The 21,298-nt window shown below is 71.5% G+C and carries 19 protein-coding genes; 14 read left to right on the top strand and 5 right to left on the bottom strand.

What is annotated here, in order from left to right; translation table 11 throughout:
• Nucleotides 1-144 precede the first annotated feature (144 nt).
• The 4 genes from J7E91_RS11950 to J7E91_RS11935 form a co-directional block, all read right to left on the bottom strand.
• Nucleotides 145-846, bottom strand: coding sequence for a DUF2993 domain-containing protein (locus J7E91_RS11950; RefSeq protein ID WP_214901804.1), 702 nt, complete (start codon nt 844-846; stop codon nt 145-147).
• A 105-nt stretch (nt 847-951) separates the two neighbouring features.
• Complete coding sequence (locus tag J7E91_RS11945; protein ID WP_214901802.1) at nt 952-2,217, bottom strand: hypothetical protein; 1,266 nt, start codon at nt 2,215-2,217, stop codon at nt 952-954.
• 10 nt (nt 2,218-2,227) lie between these two features.
• Nucleotides 2,228-2,482, bottom strand: a complete 255-nt coding sequence (locus tag J7E91_RS11940; RefSeq protein ID WP_214901800.1) for a MoaD/ThiS family protein — start codon at nt 2,480-2,482, stop codon at nt 2,228-2,230.
• A gap of 33 nt (nt 2,483-2,515) precedes the next feature.
• Entirely contained in the window at nt 2,516-3,406 is an 891-nt protein-coding gene (locus tag J7E91_RS11935; protein WP_214901798.1) for an alpha/beta hydrolase, read from the bottom strand.
• A 265-nt stretch (nt 3,407-3,671) separates the two neighbouring features.
• Here J7E91_RS11935 and J7E91_RS11930 point away from each other — a divergent pair, with 265 nt between their 5' ends.
• From J7E91_RS11930 to J7E91_RS11905, 6 genes are all read left to right on the top strand, one after another.
• Entirely contained in the window at nt 3,672-4,481 is an 810-nt protein-coding gene (locus tag J7E91_RS11930; RefSeq protein ID WP_214901796.1) for a response regulator transcription factor, read from the top strand.
• Between the two features lie 24 nt (nt 4,482-4,505).
• Nucleotides 4,506-5,534: a LacI family DNA-binding transcriptional regulator gene (locus tag J7E91_RS11925; RefSeq protein WP_214901794.1), complete on the top strand. Its 1,029-nt coding sequence runs from the start codon at nt 4,506-4,508 to the stop codon at nt 5,532-5,534.
• A 108-nt stretch (nt 5,535-5,642) separates the two neighbouring features.
• On the top strand, nt 5,643-6,662 hold the full coding sequence (locus J7E91_RS11920) for a S1C family serine protease (RefSeq protein WP_214901792.1): 1,020 nt from the start codon (nt 5,643-5,645) through the stop codon (nt 6,660-6,662).
• A gap of 82 nt (nt 6,663-6,744) precedes the next feature.
• Nucleotides 6,745-7,473, top strand: coding sequence for a response regulator transcription factor (locus tag J7E91_RS11915; RefSeq protein WP_214901790.1), 729 nt, complete (start codon nt 6,745-6,747; stop codon nt 7,471-7,473).
• On the top strand, nt 7,470-8,897 hold the full coding sequence (locus J7E91_RS11910) for a cell wall metabolism sensor histidine kinase WalK (protein WP_214901788.1): 1,428 nt from the start codon (nt 7,470-7,472) through the stop codon (nt 8,895-8,897). The genes J7E91_RS11915 and J7E91_RS11910 overlap by 4 nt, the downstream gene beginning before the upstream one ends.
• 135 nt (nt 8,898-9,032) lie before the next feature.
• A complete protein-coding gene (locus J7E91_RS11905; protein WP_214901786.1) occupies nt 9,033-10,319 on the top strand; it encodes an RNA-guided endonuclease TnpB family protein in 1,287 nt (428 codons plus the stop codon).
• A gap of 38 nt (nt 10,320-10,357) precedes the next feature.
• On the opposite strand, the gene J7E91_RS11900 is transcribed toward J7E91_RS11905, so the two are convergent.
• On the bottom strand, nt 10,358-12,205 hold the full coding sequence (locus J7E91_RS11900; protein ID WP_214901784.1) for a bifunctional UDP-sugar hydrolase/5'-nucleotidase: 1,848 nt from the start codon (nt 12,203-12,205) through the stop codon (nt 10,358-10,360).
• A gap of 282 nt (nt 12,206-12,487) precedes the next feature.
• On the opposite strand from J7E91_RS11900, the gene mshD reads away from it, so the two are divergent.
• The 8 genes from mshD (at nt 12,488) to pstS (ending at nt 21,253) form a co-directional block, all read left to right on the top strand.
• The gene (gene mshD, locus J7E91_RS11895; RefSeq protein ID WP_214901782.1) at nt 12,488-13,411 is read left to right on the top strand and encodes a mycothiol synthase; all 924 of its coding nucleotides are present in this window, start codon (nt 12,488-12,490) and stop codon (nt 13,409-13,411) included.
• A gap of 102 nt (nt 13,412-13,513) precedes the next feature.
• Nucleotides 13,514-13,912, top strand: a complete 399-nt coding sequence (locus tag J7E91_RS11890; protein ID WP_214901780.1) for a GntR family transcriptional regulator — start codon at nt 13,514-13,516, stop codon at nt 13,910-13,912.
• On the top strand, nt 13,909-14,790 hold the full coding sequence (locus J7E91_RS11885; protein WP_214901778.1) for an ABC transporter ATP-binding protein: 882 nt from the start codon (nt 13,909-13,911) through the stop codon (nt 14,788-14,790). Before J7E91_RS11890 ends, J7E91_RS11885 begins: the two co-directional genes overlap by 4 nt.
• Entirely contained in the window at nt 14,787-15,758 is a 972-nt protein-coding gene (locus tag J7E91_RS11880; protein WP_214901776.1) for an ABC transporter permease, read from the top strand. Before J7E91_RS11885 ends, J7E91_RS11880 begins: the two co-directional genes overlap by 4 nt.
• 218 nt (nt 15,759-15,976) lie before the next feature.
• Entirely contained in the window at nt 15,977-18,217 is a 2,241-nt protein-coding gene (locus J7E91_RS11875; protein WP_214901774.1) for an RNA degradosome polyphosphate kinase, read from the top strand.
• The gene (locus tag J7E91_RS11870; protein WP_374224674.1) at nt 18,183-19,319 is read left to right on the top strand and encodes a CHAD domain-containing protein; all 1,137 of its coding nucleotides are present in this window, start codon (nt 18,183-18,185) and stop codon (nt 19,317-19,319) included. Before J7E91_RS11875 ends, J7E91_RS11870 begins: the two co-directional genes overlap by 35 nt.
• A complete protein-coding gene (locus J7E91_RS11865; protein ID WP_214901770.1) occupies nt 19,316-19,735 on the top strand; it encodes an NUDIX hydrolase in 420 nt (139 codons plus the stop codon). Before J7E91_RS11870 ends, J7E91_RS11865 begins: the two co-directional genes overlap by 4 nt.
• 384 nt (nt 19,736-20,119) lie before the next feature.
• Nucleotides 20,120-21,253: a phosphate ABC transporter substrate-binding protein PstS gene (gene pstS / locus J7E91_RS11860; RefSeq protein ID WP_214901768.1), complete on the top strand. Its 1,134-nt coding sequence runs from the start codon at nt 20,120-20,122 to the stop codon at nt 21,251-21,253.
• The last annotated feature ends 45 nt before the right edge of the window (nt 21,254-21,298 follow it).

The following is a 21,298-nucleotide window of genomic DNA, read 5'->3' as shown; positions in this document are numbered from 1 at the left end:
CACGACCGGCGTGTCACCGGCGTGTCGGATGTTGAGACGCGATCATCCGCGATGCGGGACGCGAAGCCGGTGACGGACCGTCGTTCCGGGCCCGTGCGCGGTCGGGGACCGCCCGCTGCCTGAGGGGCGGACGCCGCCGTCTCACTATCCGGCGAGGCCTACGTTCGTACCGGTCACGGAGACCTCAAGGCCGTCCTCGGTCGCCTCGACCTTTTCGAGCTTCAGCCCCTCGGGCAGCCCGCCGATCTGCCGGTCGAAGTCGGTCTTCTCCCGGATCTTCTCCTCGACCCCGGGGATGCCTTCGCCCGGGACTTCGTCCGCCCGCACCCGGATCGTGGTGCCGTCGACCACGCTCACGCTCGACAGCACGCTGCGCTTGACGACGCCGACGCCGGGGAATTCGGCGGAGCCGGTGACCTTCACCTTGCCGTTGCCGCCGTAGGACACGGGAAATTCGCTGCCGGAGGCCTTGGACAGGTCCGCGTACGAAATGCGCGCCGTGCCGTTCGCGAGATCCGCCGTCGCGCTGGAGAAGCCGCTGACGCTGCCGGTCACCCGCACGTCGTGCAGCTCGGCGGTCATCTCACTGATCCGGACCTTGCGGCCCTCCGCGCTCGCCTCGACGCCCGCGACGGAGACGTCGACCTGGTCGAGGTGCTTGGCGGCGACCTGGGTCAGGAAGGGAAAGCCCTTGATCGATACGTCGGTCGCGCCGGTCAGGCCCTGCTGGCTCTGGACGCGCTTCGCGACCTCGGACTCGGCGAAATTGACCGCGACGCGGTCCACGATCACGAAAATGCCACCCAGAATAACGGCGACAACCAGCAGTCTTCGCAGTGCTCGCATGGCTTACAGGTCCCCCACAACTCGTCGAGCCGGTCCGGCTCCTACTTGCGCACTCGTCCAAGCCCCCTTGACGAGTGCGAGCCTACTGCCAGGTAATCACAGGCGTCAGGCGACGACCCGGCCGATCAGGTAGACGGCGGGTGCGGCGGCGGCAAGCGGCAGCGCCACTCCCGCCGTCATGTGGACGAAGCGGGAGGGGTAGTCGTAGCTGGCGACGCGCAGGCCGATCAGCGCGCAGACCCCGGCCGCGAGCCCGAGCAGCGCGCCCTCGGCACCCACGTCCGTCATCGCGCCGGCCGCGATCCCGGCGCCGGCGGCGGCCAGCAGCGCGACGACGACGGAGGCGACACCGGGCAGCGGCAGCGCGCGGGCCGGCACGGCGACGGCGACGGCGATCGCGCCGACGATCACGGCTTCGGGGGCCGCCGCGAGGTGGCCTGCCGCGATGACGGCGAGGGCGGCCGAGGTGACGGTGGCCGTCAGCCCGTACATCCGCTCGTCGGCGGGGGCCCGGTTGCGCAGCTGGAGTACGAGCGTGAGCAGCACCCAGACGCCGAGCGTGCCGATGATCGCGGCGGGCGCGTGCGCGGCGTCGACGGCCAGCAGCGCGATGTCGGCGGTGACGCCGCCGAGGAAGGCCAGCGCGATGCCCTGGCGGGCGGGCCACATGCCGTTGAGCCGGAACCAGCCCGCGGCGGTGACCGCCTGGAGCAGCACGAGCGGCACGACGAGTGCGTACTGGCCGACGGCCGCGGCGCCGGCGAGCAGCAGCGCGAGCACGGTGGTCAGGGCGGCCGGCTGCATCCCGGGCGCGATGATCGGCGACCGGCCCTCGGCGCGGGCGCGCTGGGCGTCGGTGAGGCGCGCGTGGCCCATGGTGGTGGGCGGGCTGTACGGCGCCGTGCCGGTGGCGGAGTCGGGCGAGGGAGCAGCGGCGGGGGCCGCGTGAGCCGGTTCGTACGCCGCCGACGCCGCGTAGCCGCCCGGCGCCGGGCCGTACCCCGCCGACGGGGCGGGTGCCTGGGCCGACGGGGGCCGGTACGCCTCCGGTGCGGGCTCGTGCGCGGTCGGCGCGGGTTCGTACGCCCCCCTCGGGGTCCCGTACGCAGCCTGGCCACCCGCGTGCGGGTCGTACGACGCCTGGGGCTCCGGCGGCATCGGGTACGCGCCGTTCTGCGGCGCGAGGTACGCCGTGTCGGCGGCGGCCGGGGCGGGGTCCTGCTGCCGGTACGGCTCCTGCACGGGCTGGTACTGGGTGTCCCAGGTCTGTCCCTCCCAGGTCTGGGTGTAGGGCTCCTGGGCGTGCGGCGCCTGCTGACCGTCGCGCGGGTCGTGTCCGTCGTACGACGGGTAGGGCTGCTGGTTGCTCATGGTGTGGGGGTCATCCTCCTGCGAACGGCGGGAGCACCTCGACCGTGCCGCCCTCGGCCAGCCGTACGGTCTCATGACCGCGGGTCCCGACGGGGTCGCCGTCGATGAGGAACGAACACCGCTGGAGTACGCGCGTCAGCTCCCCGGGGTGGCGCTCGCGCACCGCGTCGAGCGCCTCGGCGAGCGTCCCGGCCGTGTACGGCTCCTCTGCGATGCCGGCCGCGGCCTTGGCCGCGGCCCAGTAGCGGATGGTGCCCACTGCCATAGCGGCGCTCCTTTCGTCGGCTTCCATGATGAGCTATGCCGCTGTCAGCCAGGCGCCGATGCGGTTGAGGAGTGTCTCCTCGGCCGCGTTCTCGGCGTGGCCCATGCCGGGCACGATCCACAGTTCGCTCCGGCCGGCCGCCGCGGCGAGCATCCGCGGGTGGTCCAGGGGGAAGTACGGGTCGCGGTCGCCGTGGACGACCAGCAGCGGCGTCGGGCCGAGTCCGGCCGCCGCCTCGACCGGCGAGAGCGGCACCGGGTCCCAGTCCCGGGCGTGGATCCGGGTACGGAGCCCCAGGCGCCCGACGAGCCGCCCGGCGGGCCGGCTGACCACCCAGTGCAGCCGCCGCATCGGCGCCGTACCGCGGTAGTACCAGCGGGCGGGGGCGCTGACGGCCACGACCGCGTCGGCGTGCGCGTGCGCCTGTCCCGCCGGGTGCGCTTGTGTGCGCCCCCCGTGCGTGCCGTCGCCGCCTTCGTCGCCGTCCCCGGCCGGATCGCGGTACAGCGCGGCGTGTCTGACGACCACCGAGCCGCCCATCGAGAAGCCGACGGTGACCACCCGTTCGTGCCCCAGCGAGCGGGCCCAGCGGACCGCCGCCGCCACGTCGAGGACCTCCCGGTCGCCGACCGTGGAGCGGCCGCCCGAGCCGCCGTGACCGCGGAAGGAAAACGTGATGACGGCCCCGTACTGCCTGAACACACGCGCCGCGCGCCGCACCGCGGGGCGGTCGACCGAGCCGGTGAAACCGTGCGCCACGACGATCGCCGGATCGCCCTCGCCGCCCCGCGCGGGCTCGTACAGGGCCTCGATACGGACCCCGTCGTCCGCCCGCAGAATCGTCCGTGACGCCGTGCGCCGGGACCCCTGCGTGACCAAGCGAACACGGGATCTGCGGACTTGCCCCTCCGGTTCGGAACTCATGTGAGCTATTCTGCTGGGCATAGGACCTGGGCAACGTTGCCCCCGGGTCCTTTTGTGTTTTCTGACCGTTGTTACGGACAGATGACGCGGCGCGGTCCCAGGGCGCGGGACCGAGCCGTACAAGCAGTGCCGCATAAGCAGTGCCGCATACTCCCCCATAGCCTCAAGGGCATGGGTGGGACCCCCTCCGCAGGGACCGAGGAGGAACCGACGTAATGGGCGAGCGAACCGTGCATGACTGTCCGATCCAGGCAGGTGGCGGACGATGAGTTCTCTGCTGCTCCTGACCAATGCCCTTCAGCCGTCGACGGAGGTGCTTCCCGCCCTCGGCCTGCTGCTGCACAGTGTGCGGGTGGCCCCCGCCGAGGGCCCGGCCCTTGTCGACACCCCGGGTGCCGACGTCATCCTGGTCGACGGCCGCCGTGACCTGCCGCAGGTCAGGTCGCTGTGCCAGCTGCTGCGGTCCACCGGACCCGGCTGTCCGCTGATCCTCGTCGTCACGGAGGGCGGTCTCGCGGCCGTCACCGCCGACTGGGGCATCGACGACGTACTGCTCGACACGGCGGGTCCGGCCGAGGTCGAGGCGCGGCTGCGGCTGGCGACCGGCCGCCAGCAGCTCACCTCGGACGACAGCCCGATGGAGATCCGCAACGGTGACCTGTCGGTCGACGAGGCGACGTACAGCGCGAAGCTCAAGGGGCGGGTCCTGGACCTGACCTTCAAGGAGTTCGAGCTGCTGAAGTACCTGGCGCAGCACCCCGGCCGGGTCTTCACGCGGGCCCAGCTCCTCCAGGAGGTGTGGGGCTACGACTACTTCGGCGGTACGCGCACGGTCGACGTGCACGTGCGGCGGCTGCGCGCGAAGCTCGGCCCGGAGCACGAGTCGCTCATCGGGACCGTACGCAATGTGGGCTACCGCTTCGTGACGCCCGAGAAGGTCGAGCGGGCGGCGGCCGAGGAGGCCAGGGCCAAGGCCGCGCGAAAGGCGACCCCTGCGGCCGTCACCCATATGGCGGGCACGGACGCGGACACGGCCCCCCAGGAGGAAGCTGCCGTACGGCCTGCCCAGCGGTAGGTCACCACGCGTAGACTGCCGCGCGTGGCCAAGGTGACGCGGGACGATGTGGCGCGACTGGCGGGGACTTCGACCGCGGTCGTGAGTTACGTCATCAACAACGGACCCCGGCCGGTCGCCCCGGCCACGCGCGAGCGTGTCCTCGCCGCGATCAAGGAGCTCGGCTACCGGCCGGACCGGGTCGCGCAGGCCATGGCGTCCCGCCGCACCGACCTCATAGGCATGATCGTCCCCGACGCGCGGCAGCCCTTCTTCGCCGAGATGGCGCACGCGGTCGAACAGGCCGCCGCCGACCGCGGAAAGATGGTCCTCGTCGGCAACTCCGACTACCGCGACGAGCGTGAGGTCCACTATCTGCGGGCCTTCCTCGGCATGCGGGTCTCCGGTCTGATCCTGGTCAGCCAGGGCCCGAGCGAGTGGGCGGCCGCCGAGATCGAGGCGTGGGACGCCCGCGTGGTGCTGCTGCACGAGCGGCCCGAGACGATCGACGACGTGGCGGTCGTCACGGACAACATCGGCGGCGCGCAGCTCGCGACCCGCCATCTCCTGGAGCACGGTCATCCGTACGTCGCCTGCCTGGGCGGCATGGAGTCGACCCCGTTGGTCGGCGACCCGGTGGCCGACCACGTCGTGGGCTGGCGCCGGGCGATGCGGGAGTCGGGGCGGTCGACCGAGGGCCGGCTCTTCCACGCTCCGTACAACCGGTACGACGCCTACAAGGTGGCCCTGGGTCTGCTGGCAGGACCGGACCGGCCGCCCGCGATCTTCTGCTCGACGGACGACCAGGCGATCGGCGTGCTGCGGGCCGCGCGTGAGCTGCGTATCGACGTACCGGGCGAGCTGGCGGTGGCGGCGTTCGACGACGTGAAGGAAGCGGCGCTCACCGATCCGCCACTGACGACGGTGTATTCCGACCGGCCGGCGATGGCGCGGGCGGCGGTGGACCTGGTGCTGGACGACTCGCTGCGGGTGGCGGGGTCGCGGCGCGAGCGGCTCAAGCAGTTCCCGTCGGCGCTGGTGGTACGCCGCTCCTGCGGCTGCCCGGCGACGTAAGCGGCGCCTGCGACGCCCATTCGCCTTTATATGGGGCATACACGGTTCTGTCGGGCTTCTCAGCGGCTCCTCAGACGGTTCTCATAACCGCTGGCCAAGCTCTGGGACATGACCGAGAGCCCCCGCCGCAGCGGCGAGTACCCCGAGCCCGAGCAGCAGCCCTACGCCTTCTCGTACGGCGGTGGTGGCGCGTATCCGCCGCCGCCCGCGTACGCGCCGCCGCCCCCCGCGGCGGGACACCGGCGGGCCCGCCGGCCGGTCGCCCTCATCGCCGCGGTCGCCATCGTCGCGGCCGCGATCGGCGGCGGGACGGCGGCCTTCGCGGAGCGCCTCGCCGCGGCGGACTCCGCCGCCAGCGGCAACGACGTCACCGGTACGAACGTCTCGCAGAGCAGCAAGGGCACCGTCTCCGGAGTCGCGCAGGCCGTGAGCCCGAGCATCGTGGAGATCAACGCGACGTCGGCCTCCGGCGACTCCACCGGCTCCGGCGTGATCATCACCGCCGACGGCGAGATCATCACGAACAACCACGTCGTCTCGGGGGCCTCCTCCGTCAAGGTCAAACTGAGCGACGGCAAGACGTACACCGCCGATGTCGTCGGCACCGACCCCGACAAGGACCTCGCCCTCATCAAGCTCCAGGGGGCGAGCGGTCTGAAGGCGGCGACGCTCGGGAACTCCGACGACGTGAAGGTCGGCGACGAGGTCGTGGCGATCGGCTCGCCCGAGGGGCTCACCGGGACCGTGACCAGCGGCATCGTCTCCGCGCTCGACCGGGACGTGACCGTGTCGAAGGACGAGAACCCGGGCCAGGACCAGCAGGGCCGGCAGGGGCAGGGCGGGGGCGGCCAGTGGCCGTTCGAGTTCGGCGGGCAGCAGTTCAACGGCGACACCGGATCGTCGAAGACGACGTACAAGGCGATCCAGACCGACGCCTCCCTCAACCCCGGGAATTCCGGCGGCGCCCTGATCAACATGAACGGCGAGATCATCGGCATCAACTCCGCGATGTACGCCCCGAGCGGAGCGAGCGGTTCCACGGCGGGCAGTGTCGGTCTCGGTTTCGCCATCCCCATCGACACGGTCAAGGCCGACCTGGGGCAGCTCCGCGCCGGGGGCGACGGCTGACATCCGTACCGTGCGAGCCTGAGAGCAGCCGACCAGCAGCCCCGACCACCCGCATCTCCCGAAGGCAGGCCGAGGAAGCCCGATGAACACCCCCGCCGAGCGCATCCTGATCGTCGACGACGAGCCCGCCGTGCGCGAGGCTCTTCAGCGCAGTCTCGCCTTCGAGGGGTACGGGACGGAGGTCGCCGTCGACGGCATCGACGCGCTCGCGAAGGCGGCGTCGTACGAACCCGACCTGATCATCCTCGACATCCAGATGCCCCGCATGGACGGCCTGACGGCGGCCCGCCGCATCCGCTCGTCCGGCGACAGGCTGCCCATCCTGATGCTCACCGCCCGCGACACGATCGGCGACCGCGTGACCGGGCTCGACGCGGGCGCCGACGACTACCTGGTGAAACCGTTCGAGCTGGACGAGCTGTTCGCCCGCATCAGGGCGCTGCTGCGGCGCAGTTCGTACGCCGCCGGGGGGCCGGCCGGCGAGGAGGCGCCGGGCGGGCCCGGCCAGGTCCTGTCCTTCGCGGACCTGCGGATGGACCTGGCGACGCGCGAGGTGACGCGGGGCGGCCGGCCGGTGGAGCTGACCCGCACCGAGTTCACCCTCCTTGAGATGTTCCTCGCGCACCCGCGCCAGGTGCTGACGCGCGAGCAGATCCTCAAGGCGGTCTGGGGCTTCGACTTCGAGCCGAGCTCGAACTCCCTCGACGTGTACGTCATGTACCTGCGCCGCAAGACGGAGGCGGGCGGTGAGCCGCGCCTGGTGCACACGGTGCGGGGTGTGGGGTACGCGCTGCGGGGCGGTGAGGCGTGAGCGGTGCGCTGCGCAGGTTCCGCGCGCTGCCGCTGCGGTCCCGGCTGGCGCTGCTGACGGCCACGGCGGTGGCGATCGCGGTGGCGGCGGTGGCGGCGGCGTGCTGGTTCGTGACGCGGGTGCAGCTGGAGGACCAGCTTGACCGGTCGCTGCGCGGCGTCAAGGTCGACGCGGACGTGGTGCGAAACCTCAGCCTGGGGTGCGCGGGCGGCACGGCCGCCGTGCAGCCGATCGGCACGTACGTGGTGCAGCTCGTCCCGCTCGCCGGCGAACCCTGTACTCTCCCCGGTGCCTCGCGCATCCCCGTGCAGGACAGCGACATCGCCGTGGCCGCCGGTCAGCAGGGCGACGCGCTGCACACCACGGAGAACGCCGACGGCAAGGACATGCGGGTCTACACCTACCCGTTCCGCGAGTCGCGGCAGGACCTGACCCCCGGCCCCCCGTTCGCGGTCTCCATCGCCCGCCCGATGAGCGAGGTGGACGATCCGCTCAGCTCCCTCGCCTGGGTGCTGCTCGCGCTGTCCGGCATCGGTGTCCTCGGCGCCGGCGCGACCGGGCTCCTGGTCGCCCGCGCCGGCCTGCGCCCCGTCGACAAGCTGACCGACACCGTCGAGCATGTGGCGCGTACGGAGGATCTGACCGTACGTATCCCGGTCGAGGGCGAGGACGAGATCGCCCGCCTCTCGCGCTCCTTCAACGCGATGACCAGCGCGCTCGCTTCGTCCCGCGACCGCCAGGCCCAGCTGATCGCCGACGCGGGCCACGAGCTGCGCACGCCGCTGACCTCCCTGCGTACGAACGTGGAACTGCTCGCCCGCAGCGACGAGACAGGCCGGGCGATCCCCTCGGCCGACCGGGCCGCGCTCATGGCCTCCGTCAAGGCCCAGATGACCGAACTGGCATCCCTCATCGGAGACTTGCAGGAGCTCGCCCGCCCCGACACGGCCGACCAGGGCAGCCCGCTGCGCGTCGTCGCGCTCCACGAGATCGCGACCGCCGCCCTGGAGCGCGCCCGCCTGCGCGGCCCCGAGCTGACGATCAACGCGGACCTCGCCCCCTGGTACGTACGGGCCGAACCGGCGGCGCTGGAGCGGGCGCTGGTCAACGTCCTGGACAACGCGGTGAAGTTCAGCCCGCCGGGCGGCACGGTCGACGTGACCCTGAAGAACGGGACACTGACGGTACGCGACCATGGCCCCGGCATCCCGGACGCCGAACTCCCCCACGTCTTCGAACGCTTCTGGCGCTCCCCGTCCGCCCGCGCTCTGCCGGGCTCGGGCCTGGGCCTGTCGATCGTGGCCCGCACCATCCACCAGACGGGCGGCACGGTCACCCTGCACCGCCCGAGCGACGGCGCCGAGGGCACGGAGGCCCTGATCACACTCCCGGGCGCTCGGACGCCGCCGCCCGACGCGGTGTAAGTACGGGACCTACGCGGATCGGGCCCGGGAGTACGTTCACCCCCCGCTCGCATGCACGTTCCCCCATGGCCGCGGGAGTGTGAACTAATGCGCGAATCAGGACGGTTGCCTCCGCCGATGAATATGGTTTGCAGTGTGAAGGCAGACATGGGGCGCCGATACCGGTTGTATCCCACCAGCGTTCAGGAGCGGGTCCTGACCGGGTGGGGACATACCGCGCGCGCCCTGTGGAATGTGGCCCTCGCGCAGCGTGTCCACGTGTACGAGCAGCGCGGCCGGACGGTCCGGGCAGTGGAGCAGTGCCGGTTCCTCACCCAGGCTCGGGCAGAGAGCGAGCTGGCATGGCTGGCCGAGCTACCCGCCCAGGCTGGCCAGCAGGTGCTGCGGCACTTGGATGCGGCGTACGACAACTTCTTCAGCCATGCACACCCTGCTGGCTTCCCTGCGTTCAAGAGGCGCGGGCACCGGCTGTCCGTCCCGCTGCCGGGGCAGGCAGTCGCGGTACGCAAGCTCAACCGACATTGGGCTGAGGTGTACCTGCCGAAGCTGGGCTGGGTCCGCTTCCGTCTCTCCCGGGCGCTCGGCGGCACCATTCGCAACGCCACCGTTTCCCGGGACGGGACCGGCTGGCACATCGCCTTCGGCGTCGCCATCGGCATCAAGGCGGCCCTGCCGAACGGCAAACCGGGCTGCGGCGTCGACTTCGGCGTCGCCGCATCGGCGTACGTCTCCACCGAGACCGCGCCGCGTCTGAAGCCACCGGGCCTCACCGCAGCCGAAGGGGCCAGGCTGCGCAACCTGGAGCGGCGCAAGGCCCGCCAGATCACCTACGCCAAGAAGCACAACGGAGGCAAGTACAGCAACCGGCTGCGCCGCACCATCGCTCAGATCGGGAAGCTGAAGACCCGAGAAGCCAACCGGCGCCAGGATTTCACGCACCAGCTCACCACTGACCTTGCCAAAAACCACGGCTTCGTCGGTATTGAGGACCTGCGCGTGACCAGCATGACCGGCAGCGCCAAAGGCACACTCGAACAGCCAGGCCGCAACGTACGGGCCAAGTCCGGGCTCAACCGCTCGATCTTGGACAACTGCCCCGGCACGCGCAGGCGCCAACTGGAGTACAAGTGCCATCTGTATGGCTCCGAGTTGCGCCCGGTGCCGCCGTATCACACCTCGCAGACCTGCGCGGCCTGCGGGAAAGTGGATCCAGAGTCCCGCAAGGGCTGCGGCCGACTGTTCGCGTGCGTGCACTGCGGACACGAGGACGACGCCGACCACAACGCCTCCGTCGAGATCGAGGCCCGAGCCCGCCGGACGGGCGGCTCGGTCACCAACAGCACGCGCAGGCGCCCCGTGGTGCCGAGTCCCGCCCACCGGCGGAGGCGGATGCGTGAAACCCAACCAGCTACCTATGAGTAGCCAACGGGAATCTCACGGCTTCAGCCTGGAGAGAATCGTCAATTCACGACCGTGATGCGGTCGGCGGCCGGGGGTGTGATCGGTGCGGCCGCGCTGGAGTTCTTCGCCAGGTAGGCGTTGAAGACGTCCAGGTCGGAGGCGCCGACCAGCTTGTTCTTGTGCTCCTTGAAGACCGGGAAGCCGTCGCCGCCGCCCGCGAGGAACTCGTTCATCGCGACGCGGTACGTCTTCGCCGGGTCGAGCGCGGCGCCGTTCAGCTTCACCGAGGCGACGTCGATGCGGGCGGCGCCCGTCTTCGTCATGTCGAGGGTGTAGGTGAAGCCCTTCGACACCTGGAGGATCTTCGGCGAGGCCTCGTTGCCGCCGCTGACCTGCTGCTGGAGCGCGGTGATCAGCTGGGCGCCGGTCAGGTCGACGACGTTCATCATGTTGGTGAACGGCTGGACGGTGAACGCCTCGCCGTACGTCACGACACCGTCGCCCTCACTGCCGCTCGCCTTGAAGACGAGGTCGGAGCGGATCCCGCCCGGGTTCATGAAGGCGATCTGCGCGCCGCCCTTGTCGGCCGGGGCCAGACCCTCCAGCTGCGCGTCCGCGATCAGGTCGCCGAGCGGCTTCTCGGGGGCCGTCGAGCCGCGCCCGTTGATGTCGGCGGAGATGAAGCCCTGCGGCTTGCCCGCGATGGGGGCGGCCAGCGCGTTCCAGCGGCCGATGAGCGAGGTCATGTCCTTCGCCCAGATCTTGGCCTGCTCCTGGTCGCGGACGACGATGTGGTTCGCGCTCTTGACGCCCGTACGCACGATGTCCTTGGTGCGGCGGTCGTAGGTGAGCGTGGTGTCCGTGTAGAGCTTGCCGTACGAGGACGCCGACGTGACCATGCGCGGCTTGCCCGACGGGTCGGGGACGGTGCACACGTACGCCTGGTGCGTGTGCCCGGTGACCAGCGCGTCGACCTTCGGCGTGATGCCCTTGGCGATGTCGACGATCGGACCGGAGATGCCGTCGCCGGCGCCCGGCGAGTCGCAGTCGTAGTTGTACGAGGAGGAGGCCGGCGAGCCGCCCTCGTGGATGAGCGCGACGATCGACTTGACGCCCTGGCGGTCGAGTTCCCTGGCGTACTTGTTGACCGTCTCGACCTCGTCGTGGAACTTCAGACCCTTGATGCCGTTCTCGGTGACGATCTCCGGAGTGCCTTCGAGGGTCACGCCGATGAAGCCGATCTTGACGCCGTTCTTCTTCCACACCGTGTACGGCTTGAGGATCGGCCTGCCGGTCTTCTCGTTCGTCACGTTCGCGGCGAGGTAGGGGAAGTCCGCGCCCTCGAACTCCTTGCCCTTCTCGAAGCAGCCCTCGACCGGGTGGCAGCCGCCGTTCTGGATGCGGGCCAGCTCGGTGGCGCCCTCGTCGAACTCGTGATTGCCGACGGCCGACACGTCGAGGTCGAGCTTGTTCAGCGCCTCGATCGTCGGCTCGTCGTGGAACAGCCCGGACATGAGCGGGCTGGCGCCGATCATGTCGCCGCCGGCGGCCGTGACGGAGTACCGCTCCCCCTGCCGCGCCTTGCGCAGCGAGGTCGCCAGGTGCTCGACGCCACCGGCCGGGATCGCCTTCGTGGTCCCGTCGGGCTGCGTCTCGTGCACCGTGCCGGCCGAGCCCGCCGGGGGCTCCAGGTTGCCGTGCAGGTCGTTGAAGGACAGCAGCTGTACGTCCACGGTCCGCGAGGGCTTCGACGCGTGCCGCGCGTCACCGCCGGCCCGGTCGGCGTCCTGCGCGCCGGAGGCCGGCAGCGCGGCGACGAGGGCACCGAGGGTGGCGAGTCCGGCGGCGGAGGCGAGTATGCGCCGGGTCGCTCGGTGGCTGCGGGTGGTACGACGGTTCGCTGACATCTGTCCCCTTGTGAGCTCAGCGTGACGGACGAACCGCAGCCTAAAGTCAACGCGCGTAGCGCAACAGGGGGTGACGGGTTACGAGCTGGTTGCCTTTGGCGGTGCGTCAGCCGTTGGGCGGCCGTCACTCACTGCCGGACCAAGTGCGCGAGCTGATGCCCGGCGCCGAAGACCTCTCCCGCATCGCGGACGCGGTCCCGCACGGGGAGCAGTCAGTCGAATGACGCCGACGAGAACCGCGCAACGCCCCTGTCGCGCCACCGCCGCCGTACGCTCGTACTCATGACGACTGACCCCTCGACCGCCTTTCTCAGGAAGATCCAGACCCTCGACGCGCTCGACGAGGCGCAGGCCCAGGCGGTGCTGGCGCTGCTCGACGAGGCCGCCCGCGTGGACGGCATGCAGGCCGTCTCCGAGCAGGGCCGGCTCCAGTTGCGCGGCGGGCACCGGGAAGGCATCCGGCATTTCCTGCTGTACGTCGGCGACGGCCCCCTCCTCGGATACGCGCAGCTGGAGGACACCGACCCCGTCGAGGCCCCGGCCGCCGAGCTGGTCGTACACCCCTCGCACCGCGGTCACGGGCACGGCCGCACCCTCGGCACGACCGTGCTGGACGCGTCGGGCAAGCGGCTGCGGGTCTGGGCGCACGGCGGGAAGGCGGCGGCGCGGCATCTCGCGCAGGTGCTCGGGCTCACCCTCTTCCGTGAACTGCGCCAGATGCGCCGGCCGTTGAGCCCGCTGGACATCCCCGAGCCGGTGTACCCGGCCGGCGTGAGCCTGCGCACCTTCGTGCCGGGGCAGGACGACGCCGCCTGGCTGGCCGTGAACGCCGCCGCGTTCGCGCACCACCCCGAGCAGGGCGGCATGACGCAGCGCGACCTGGACGACCGCAAGGCCGAGCCCTGGTTCGACCCCAAGGGCTTCTTCCTGGCGGAGCGCGAGGGCGAACTCGTCGGCTTCCACTGGACGAAGGTGCACGCCGAGGAGCAGCTCGGTGAGGTGTACGTCGTCGGCATCCGCCCCGACGCGCAGGGCGGCGGCCTCGGCAAGGCCCTGACCGCGACGGGCCTGCGGTATCTGGCGGCGCAGGGCGTGCCGACCGCGATGTTGTACGTCGACGCGGACAACACGGCGGCGGTGACGGTGTACGAGCGGCTCGGCTTCACCACGCACGAGACGGACCTGATGTACCGCACGGAGTCGTAACCGGCACAGCACGAACGGACCAGGGGGCGGCGTCAGTTGACACCGCCCCCTTCCATGCATCACCCTTCCACTACTTAATTAGTGAAAGGGTGTTCAAGCAACGTGGTCGAATTCCGCATCGACCGGCGCAGCGGCGTCGCCACCTACGTCCAGATCGTGCAGCAGACCAAACACGCCCTGCGCCTGGGCCTGCTGGAGCCCGGCGACAAACTCCCGACGGCCCGCGAGGTCGTCGAGGCGACCGCGATCAACCCGAACACCGTGCTCAAGGCCTACCGCGAGTTGGAACGCGAAGGGCTGGTCGAGGCGCGGCGCGGGCTCGGCACCTTCGTAACCAACTCGCTAGGCAGCGCCCCCGCCGACTCACCGCTGCGCGGCGAACTCGTGGAGTGGGCGGCGCGGGCCCGTAAGGCCGGGTTGGAGAAGGACGACGTGGCCGCGCTCTTCACATCCGTACTGGACGAACAGTTCAGCGACCAGCTCAAGGGAGATCACGCATGACCGACACCGCCATCGAGGCGGCCGCCCTCGGCAAGAGCTACGGGCGGCGGGGGTGGGCGCTGCGCGAGTGCTCCTTCCGGCTGCCCGCCGGACGCGTCTGCGCGGTCGTCGGCCCGAACGGCGCCGGCAAGTCGACCCTGCTGGCCCTCGCGGCCGGACTCCTGCGCCCCACCGAGGGCACCGTGCGTATCCTCGGCACCAGCCCGGCCGAGGCGCGCTCCCGTATCGCCTACGTCGCCCAGGACAAGCCGCTGCTTCCGCAGTTGACCGTCCAGGACACCCTGCGCATGGGGCTCGAACTCAACCCGGGGCAGTGGGACGCGGCGACTGCGGAGCGGATCGTACGGGAGGGAAACCTGGCCCCGGACAGCTGCGTCCGTACCCTCTCCGGCGGCCAGCGCACCCGCCTCGCGCTCGCCCTCGCCTTCGGCAAGCGGCCGGAGCTGATGCTGCTGGACGAGCCGATGGCCGACCTGGACCCCCTGGCCCGCCACCAGCTGATGGGCGCGCTCATGGCCGAATCCGCCGAGCACGGCACGACCATCGTGATGTCCTCGCACGTCCTGGCCGAACTTGAGGGCTCCTGCGACTACTTGCTGCTCGTCGACGGCGGGCGCGTCCGGCTCGGCGGCGAGACGGAGGACATCCTCGCCGCCCACACCCTGCTCACGGGCCCGGTACGGGACCTGGCCCCCCACACGGTCGTCGAGTCCCGCACGACCGGCCGTCAGCTCACCGCGCTCGTGCGGCGCGAGGGTCCGGTCCGAGACGACTGGCAGACCACGGAACCGTCCCTGGAGGAACTGTTGCTCGCCCACCTCCGCTCCCCCGGAGCGCCCGCCCTGCTGACCCCCAGCGCGGCGGGGGCGGCCGAATGAGCGCGCTCGCCCTGCGCGGCCCGGTCTGGGTCACCGTCCGCCGGCACCGCCGCCCGCTGTGGGCGGCCCTCGCCCTGGTCGTCCTGTCCGCCGCGACCGTCATCGGGCTGCGGGTCTGGACGGCGTCCAGACAGGCGAAGTGCCCGGACGGCGATCTCACCGCCTGCGGCGACGACATCTTCCAGTACAGCGACGCCCACCGCACCAGCCTCTGGGCCATGGAGTACGGCGCGACGGGCATGCTGGTGATCGCGCTGCTCGTCGCGGCCTTCGTGGCGGGGCCGATGGTCGCGCGCGACCTGGAGAGCGGCGCGTACAGGATGCTGTGGACCCAGTCCGCGACGCCCGGCGCCTGGCTGATGGCCAGGATCGTGGTGCCCGCGGTCGTGGTCGCCGCCGGCGTGAGCGCGCTCGCCGGGGTCTACCGCTGGAGCTGGACCTACCTCGCCGAGGGCGAGGGCGGTTTCTCGGCCCTGAGCTGGCACGACCCGTTCACGTACGGGGCGATCGGACCGGCCTCGGCCGCGTATGCCCTGCTCGCGGTGGCCGTCGGCGCGCTCGCCGGGCTGCTGGTGCGCCGTACCGTCGCCGCCATGGCCGTCGCCGGGCTCACCACGGGGGCGGTCGCGCTGCTCATGGCCGGCGCTGTGCGGGAGCACCTGTGGCCCGTACAGACCGTGACCGGTGTCCGGGCCACGGAAGCCCTGACCAGCAGTTGGGTGACCGTCGACGGCATGCTGACCGCGTCCGGCGAGCGGCTCGACTGGGAGCCGTGCTACTCCCCCGCCCGGGCGGACTTGGAGCCGGCGAAGTGCATGGCCGAGCGGGGCGGCGTAACGAACTTCGCCGACATCCACCCGTCCTCGCACTTCTGGCCGCTCCAGCTCGTGGAAACCGGCATCGTCCTGGGTGTCGCCGCCCTCGTGACCGTCGCGGCCTTCTTTGTCCTGCGCCGCCGGCACGCCTGACCCGAGGGGGCGGGCAGCGGCCGGGGTCTCCCGGGGGCACCCCCGGAGACCCCGGCCCCGAATCCTGCACGTCATGTCTCCGTTACCGCGCATTCAGACACGCTTGCGACCCTCACGGAATGCAGCCCGCTGTGCCACCTTCCCTGCACGGGAGAGCCTCCCGCACATCACCCCTTCTCGGCGCGCCCGGCACCCCCGACGCGCGGAACAATGGGGTCATGAGCCAGCAGCCGAGCGCCGATGCCCCTGTCCAGCATGCTCAGCCGTCCGTCGGTTCCATCGCCGCGCACCGCCCGCACACCCTGGCGGGCTCCCCGGTGACCAATCTGGATCCCGACATCGACGCGGACCTCGATGCGTACGCGGAGTACGCGGAAGGCGCCGCGGCCGACACCGAGCTGCCGCAGGGCCGCTTCCTCGACCGGGAGCGCAGCTGGCTGGCGTTCAACGAGCGGGTGCTCGAACTCGCCGAGGACCCGGCCACGCCCCTCCTCGAACGAGCGAACTTCCTCGCGATCTTCGCCTCGAACCTGGACGAGTTCTTCATGGTCCGGGTGGCGGGCCTGAAGCGCCGTATCGCGACCGGTGTCGCCAGCCGGTCCGCGTCCGGCCTCCAGCCCCGCGAGGTGCTGGAGCTCATCTGGACCCGCTCGCGCGAGCTCATGGCCCGGCACGCCGCCTGCTACCAGCAGGACATCGCCCCGGCCCTCGCCGACGAGGGCGTGCACCTCATCCGCTGGCCCGACCTGACCGAGAAGGAGCAGGCGCGCCTCTTCACGCTCTTCCGCCAGCAGATCTTCCCGGTGCTCACACCGCTGGCCGTGGACCCCGCGCACCCCTTCCCGTACATCTCGGGGCTGTCCCTGAACCTCGCCGTGGTCGTACGCAACCCGGTCAGCGGCCACCGTCACTTCGCCCGCGTCAAGGTGCCGCCGCTGCTGTCCCGCTTCCTGGAGGCGTCACCGCAGCGGTACGTACCCCTCGAGGACGTCATCGCGGCGCACCTGGAAGAGCTCTTCCCGGGGATGGAGGTGCTCGCGCACCACATGTTCCGGGTGACCAGGAACGAGGACCTGGAGGTCGAGGAGGACGACACCGAGAACCTCCTCCAGGCCCTGGAGAAGGAGCTCATGCGGCGCCGCTTCGGGCCGCCGGTGCGCCTGGAGGTCGAGGAGTCGATCGATCCGTACGTCCTGGACCTGCTCGTGCGCGAGCTGAAGATGTCGGACGCCGAGGTGTACCCGCTGCCCGGCCCGCTGGACCTGACCGGGCTGTTCGGGATCGCCGCGCTGGACCGGCCGGAGCTGAAGTTCCCGAAGTACATCGCGGGCACGCACCGGGACCTCGCCGAGGTCGAGTCGGCGTCCGCGCCGGACGTCTTCGCCGCCCTGCGCGAGCGCGACGTACTGCTGCACCACCCGTACGACTCCTTCTCGACCTCCGTGCAGGCGTTCCTGGAGCAGGCGGCGGCCGACCCGGACGTGCTGGCGATCAAGCAGACGCTGTACCGGACGTCGGGCGACTCCCCGATAGTGGACGCGCTGATCGACGCCGCCGAGTCCGGCAAGCAGGTCCTCGTCCTCGTCGAGATCAAGGCCCGCTTCGACGAGCAGGCCAACATCAAGTGGGCCCGCAAGCTGGAGGAATCCGGCTGCCATGTCGTGTACGGGCTCGTCGGCCTGAAGACCCACTGCAAGCTGTCTCTCGTCGTCCGGCAGGAGGGCGACCAGCTCTGCCGCTACTCGCACGTCGGTACGGGCAACTACCACCCCAAGACGGCCCGCCTCTACGAGGACCTGGGGCTGCTGACCGCCGACCCGCAGGTCGGGGCGGACCTCTCCGACCTCTTCAACCGGCTGTCGGGCTACTCGCGCCGCGAGACGTACCGCCGGCTGCTCGTGGCGCCGAAGTCGCTGCGCGACGGCCTGGTCGCCCGGATCAACAAGGAGGCCGCGCACCACGAGGCGGGCCGTCCCGCGTACGTCCGAATCAAGGTCAACTCGATGGTCGACGAAGCGATCATCGACGCCTGCTACCGGGCGGCGAAGGTGGGCGTGCCGATCGACATCTGGGTACGCGGCATCTGCGCGATACGCCCCGGAGTCGCCGGCCTCTCGGAGAACATCCGGGTCCGCTCGATACTCGGCCGCTTCCTCGAACACTCACGGATCTTCGCCTTCGGAAACGGTGGCGAGCCCGAAGTCTGGTTCGGCAGCGCCGACATGATGCACCGCAACCTCGACCGCCGCATAGAGGCCCTGGTGCGGGTCAAGGACCCGGCCCACCGGGCGTCCCTGAGCCGGCTGCTGGAAACCGGAATGTCCGACTCGACGTCCTCCTGGCACCTCGGCCCCGACGGCAACTGGACGCGGCACGCGGCGGACGCCGACGGACAGCCGCTGCGGCACGTACAGGAGATGCTCATTGACGCCCGGAGGCGCCGGCGTGCAACACCGTGACACCGCATCCCGACCCCGGTCGGGCCGGCGGCCGGACACCGGCCGGCCCCCGGCGGAGGCGGGTGAGATCCTGCCCGCCGAGGCCTTGGCGGAAGCCCTGTCCGCCCGGCAGGCCCTCTCACCCGACCTCCCCTCCCGTGAGCTCCTGGCGCCCTACCTGCACGCCCGGGCCGCCGACTTCCTGCGCAGCCTGCGCGTGCACCGCGAGAGCGGGCAGGAACCGCAGGGAGCGGCGGACGCCGCTGAGGCGGCCCGCGCGCTGCGCGGCGCGGCGCGCCGGATCAGCGGGACGCTGCACACGTTCCGGCCGCTGACCGACACCGGCTGGGCGGACACCCTGCGTGCGGAACTGGCCTGGCTCTCCGGCACCCTGGCCCGCGAGCACGCCTACGCCGCCCGCCTGAACCGGCTCCTTGAGGCCCTGAACCGGCTCTCGGGGGCCGGGGGCGGCGCGGGCCAGGCCTCCGTGCCCCCGGCGCGCGGTGGCGGGGCGGAGCCCGGGGGTTCGCTGACCGTCGGGGCCGCCCGGGCCGGTGCGCTGCTGGAGCGGCAGCTGACGCTGGCCAGGACGCGGGCGCACTCGGCGGCGCTTCAGGCGCTGGGTTCCTCGCGGTTCCACGCGGTCGCCGACGCCGTGGCTTTACTGGCCTCGGACGTTCCGCTCGGCCCCGCCGCCGCCGCGCCCGCCGCCGAGGTGCTGACGCCGCTCTCCACGGGCGCCGAGCAGCGGCTCCGGGAAGCGGTGGCCGCACTGCCGCTGCGGCGCGCCTCACACCCGTACAACGCGGACGCGCTCGTCCACGGCCTCGCCGCGGCGCCCAGCAGCGAGGCGCAGGACGCCCCCTGGCACCACGTACGCCTGCTCCTGCGCCTGCACCGCTACGCGCAGGAGGTCGTCACGGGCCCCGTCGACCCGCTCCCCGCGGCGCGGGCCCTGGACCGCCACCGGGACGCGGCCGAGGCGGCCGGCGCGGCGGCGTCGGCGGCCCGTACCCCGCGCATCGCCCCGGCGACGGCGTACGCCCTGGGCGTCCTCCACGCCGACCAGCGGCACGAGGTCGAGGCGGCCCGCTTCGCCTTCCAGCAGCTGTGGCAGCCGTGACCGGCACCCAGGACCCGGTCCTCGCCGCGGGCTGCGTGCTGTGGCGCCGGTCGCCGTTCGACGGCGGCCTTGAGATCTGCCTCGTACACCGTCCCAAGTACGACGACTGGTCGCACCCCAAGGGCAAGCTCAAGCGCGCCGAGGACGCCCTGGCCGGCGCGGTGCGCGAGGTCCTGGAGGAGACGGGCCACCACTGCGCGCCGGGCGCGCCGCTGCCCACGCTGCGGTACGTCGCGAATGGCCGCCCGAAGCGGGTCTCGTACTGGGCGGCGGAGGCGACGGGCGGGGCGTTCACGCCGAGCGACGAGGTGGACCGGATCCTGTGGCTCTCCCCCGCGGCGGCCAAAAACCGCCTGACGCAACCCCGCGACCGCCTGTTGGTGGACGCACTCCTGGACTCCCTCCACCGCACGTGACGCGTACGCCGCCTTCGCACCCCGCAGAACGGGCGGTCGGCCAGGAAACGCCGCGCAGTGGCGCAGACCCCTGCGTTTCGGGCACCACCGGCAAGGGGAGCATTCCCCGGCCACGAAACCCGCACGCCACGCCGGTCACACCCGGCTCCCCACCCCCCTTGCCCACCGCGAGACGCCCGCGCACACCACACCGTTCGGCACGGTTCACCTCCCGTTCACTCTCCCCCGTCGGCGGCTTCACCTGTTCTGCCTAATTTCGGACGTACACGGTGCGAGGCACATCGCGAGATGACCGCCCCCCTGTGTAGCTGGGACTCGAGACACCTACCTCTTCGCACGCCGCCACCACCCAGGCCCGGCGGCTCCTGGAAGGAACACCCGAAAGTGAAGCTTCAGCGCAAGAACCGGCTTCGCGCCACCGCGCTCGGCGCCCTCGCCGTCTCCGGCGCCCTGGTACTCACGGCGTGCGGCTCGGACGACAACACTGGCTCCACCGGCGGCTCCGGCGAGACCAAGGCCGCCAGCAACATCAAGTGCGACGATGCGAAGGGCCAGCTCCTCGCGGCGGGCTCGACGGCCCAGAAGAACGCCATGGACCTCTGGGTCAAGAACTTCCAGGCCGCCTGCGAGGGCACGGAGGTCAACTACCAGGCCATCGGCTCCGGTGGCGGCATCACCAAGTTCAACCAGGGCCAGGTCGCCTTCGCCGGCTCCGACTCGGCGCTCAAGCCCGACGAGGTCGCCGAGTCGAAGAAGGTCTGCAAGAGCGGCCAGGGCATCAACCTGCCGATGGTCGGCGGTCCGGTCGCCATCGGTTACAACCTGGAGGGCGTCGACAACCTCGTCCTCGACGCCAAGACGCTCGCGAAGATCTTCGACTCGAAGATCAAGAAGTGGAACGACCCGGCGATCGCCAAGCTCAACCCGGACGCCAAGCTCCCGAGCACCACCATCCAGGCCTTCCACCGCTCGGACGAGTCCGGTACGACGCAGAACCTGGGCAAGTACCTCAACACGGCCGCCGCGAGCGACTGGAAGTACGACCCGAAGTCGAAGTCGTGGCCCGCCGAGGGTGGCCAGGCCGCCAACGGCTCCTCCGGCGTCGTCTCCAACGTCAAGGGCACCAACGGCGCGATCGGCTACTTCGAGCTGTCCTACGCGACCGCCAACAAGCTGAACACCGTCAAGATCGACACCGGCGCCGCCGCCCCGGTCGAGGCCACGACGGAGAACGCCTCCAAGGCCATCGCCGCCGCCAAGGTCACCGGCACGGGCAAGGACATGGCCCTGTCCCTCGACTACGCCACCAAGGCCGACGGCGCCTACCCGATCGTTCTGGTGACGTACGAGATCGCCTGCGACAAGGGCAACAAGGCGGAGACCCTGCCCGCCCTCAAGGCCTTCCTGAACTACGCCGTCAGCGAGGACGGCCAGAAGGTCCTGGCCGACGCCGACTACGCGCCGCTGCCGACCGAGATCGCGGCCAAGGTCCGCGAGATCATCCCCACCCTCTCCTGACCCGGCCGCGGCCGGCCCCGCCACCCGTGGGCCGGCCGCGCCTTC

It is taken from the genome of Streptomyces sp. ISL-99 (assembly GCF_018614005.1).
GTDB classification, from domain to species: Bacteria; Actinomycetota; Actinomycetes; order Streptomycetales; family Streptomycetaceae; genus Streptomyces; species Streptomyces flavidovirens.
The sequence above is the reverse complement of the archived record's forward strand: the minus strand, read 5'-3'. Positions and strand labels throughout refer to the sequence as shown.

Coding starts and splice junctions, on each gene's coding strand:
- J7E91_RS11950 (WP_214901804.1), bottom strand. CDS start 846: ATGCGAGCACTGCGAAGACTGCTGGTTGTCGCCGTTATTCTGGGTGGC.
- J7E91_RS11945 (WP_214901802.1), bottom strand. CDS start 2,217: ATGAGCAACCAGCAGCCCTACCCGTCGTACGACGGACACGACCCGCGC.
- J7E91_RS11940 (WP_214901800.1), bottom strand. CDS start 2,482: ATGGCAGTGGGCACCATCCGCTACTGGGCCGCGGCCAAGGCCGCGGCC.
- J7E91_RS11935 (WP_214901798.1), bottom strand. CDS start 3,406: ATGAGTTCCGAACCGGAGGGGCAAGTCCGCAGATCCCGTGTTCGCTTG.
- J7E91_RS11930 (WP_214901796.1), top strand. CDS start 3,672: ATGAGTTCTCTGCTGCTCCTGACCAATGCCCTTCAGCCGTCGACGGAG.
- J7E91_RS11920 (WP_214901792.1), top strand. CDS start 5,643: ATGACCGAGAGCCCCCGCCGCAGCGGCGAGTACCCCGAGCCCGAGCAG.
- J7E91_RS11915 (WP_214901790.1), top strand. CDS start 6,745: ATGAACACCCCCGCCGAGCGCATCCTGATCGTCGACGACGAGCCCGCC.
- J7E91_RS11900 (WP_214901784.1), bottom strand. CDS start 12,205: ATGTCAGCGAACCGTCGTACCACCCGCAGCCACCGAGCGACCCGGCGC.
- mshD (WP_214901782.1), top strand. CDS start 12,488: ATGACGACTGACCCCTCGACCGCCTTTCTCAGGAAGATCCAGACCCTC.
- J7E91_RS11885 (WP_214901778.1), top strand. CDS start 13,909: ATGACCGACACCGCCATCGAGGCGGCCGCCCTCGGCAAGAGCTACGGG.
- J7E91_RS11880 (WP_214901776.1), top strand. CDS start 14,787: ATGAGCGCGCTCGCCCTGCGCGGCCCGGTCTGGGTCACCGTCCGCCGG.
- J7E91_RS11875 (WP_214901774.1), top strand. CDS start 15,977: ATGAGCCAGCAGCCGAGCGCCGATGCCCCTGTCCAGCATGCTCAGCCG.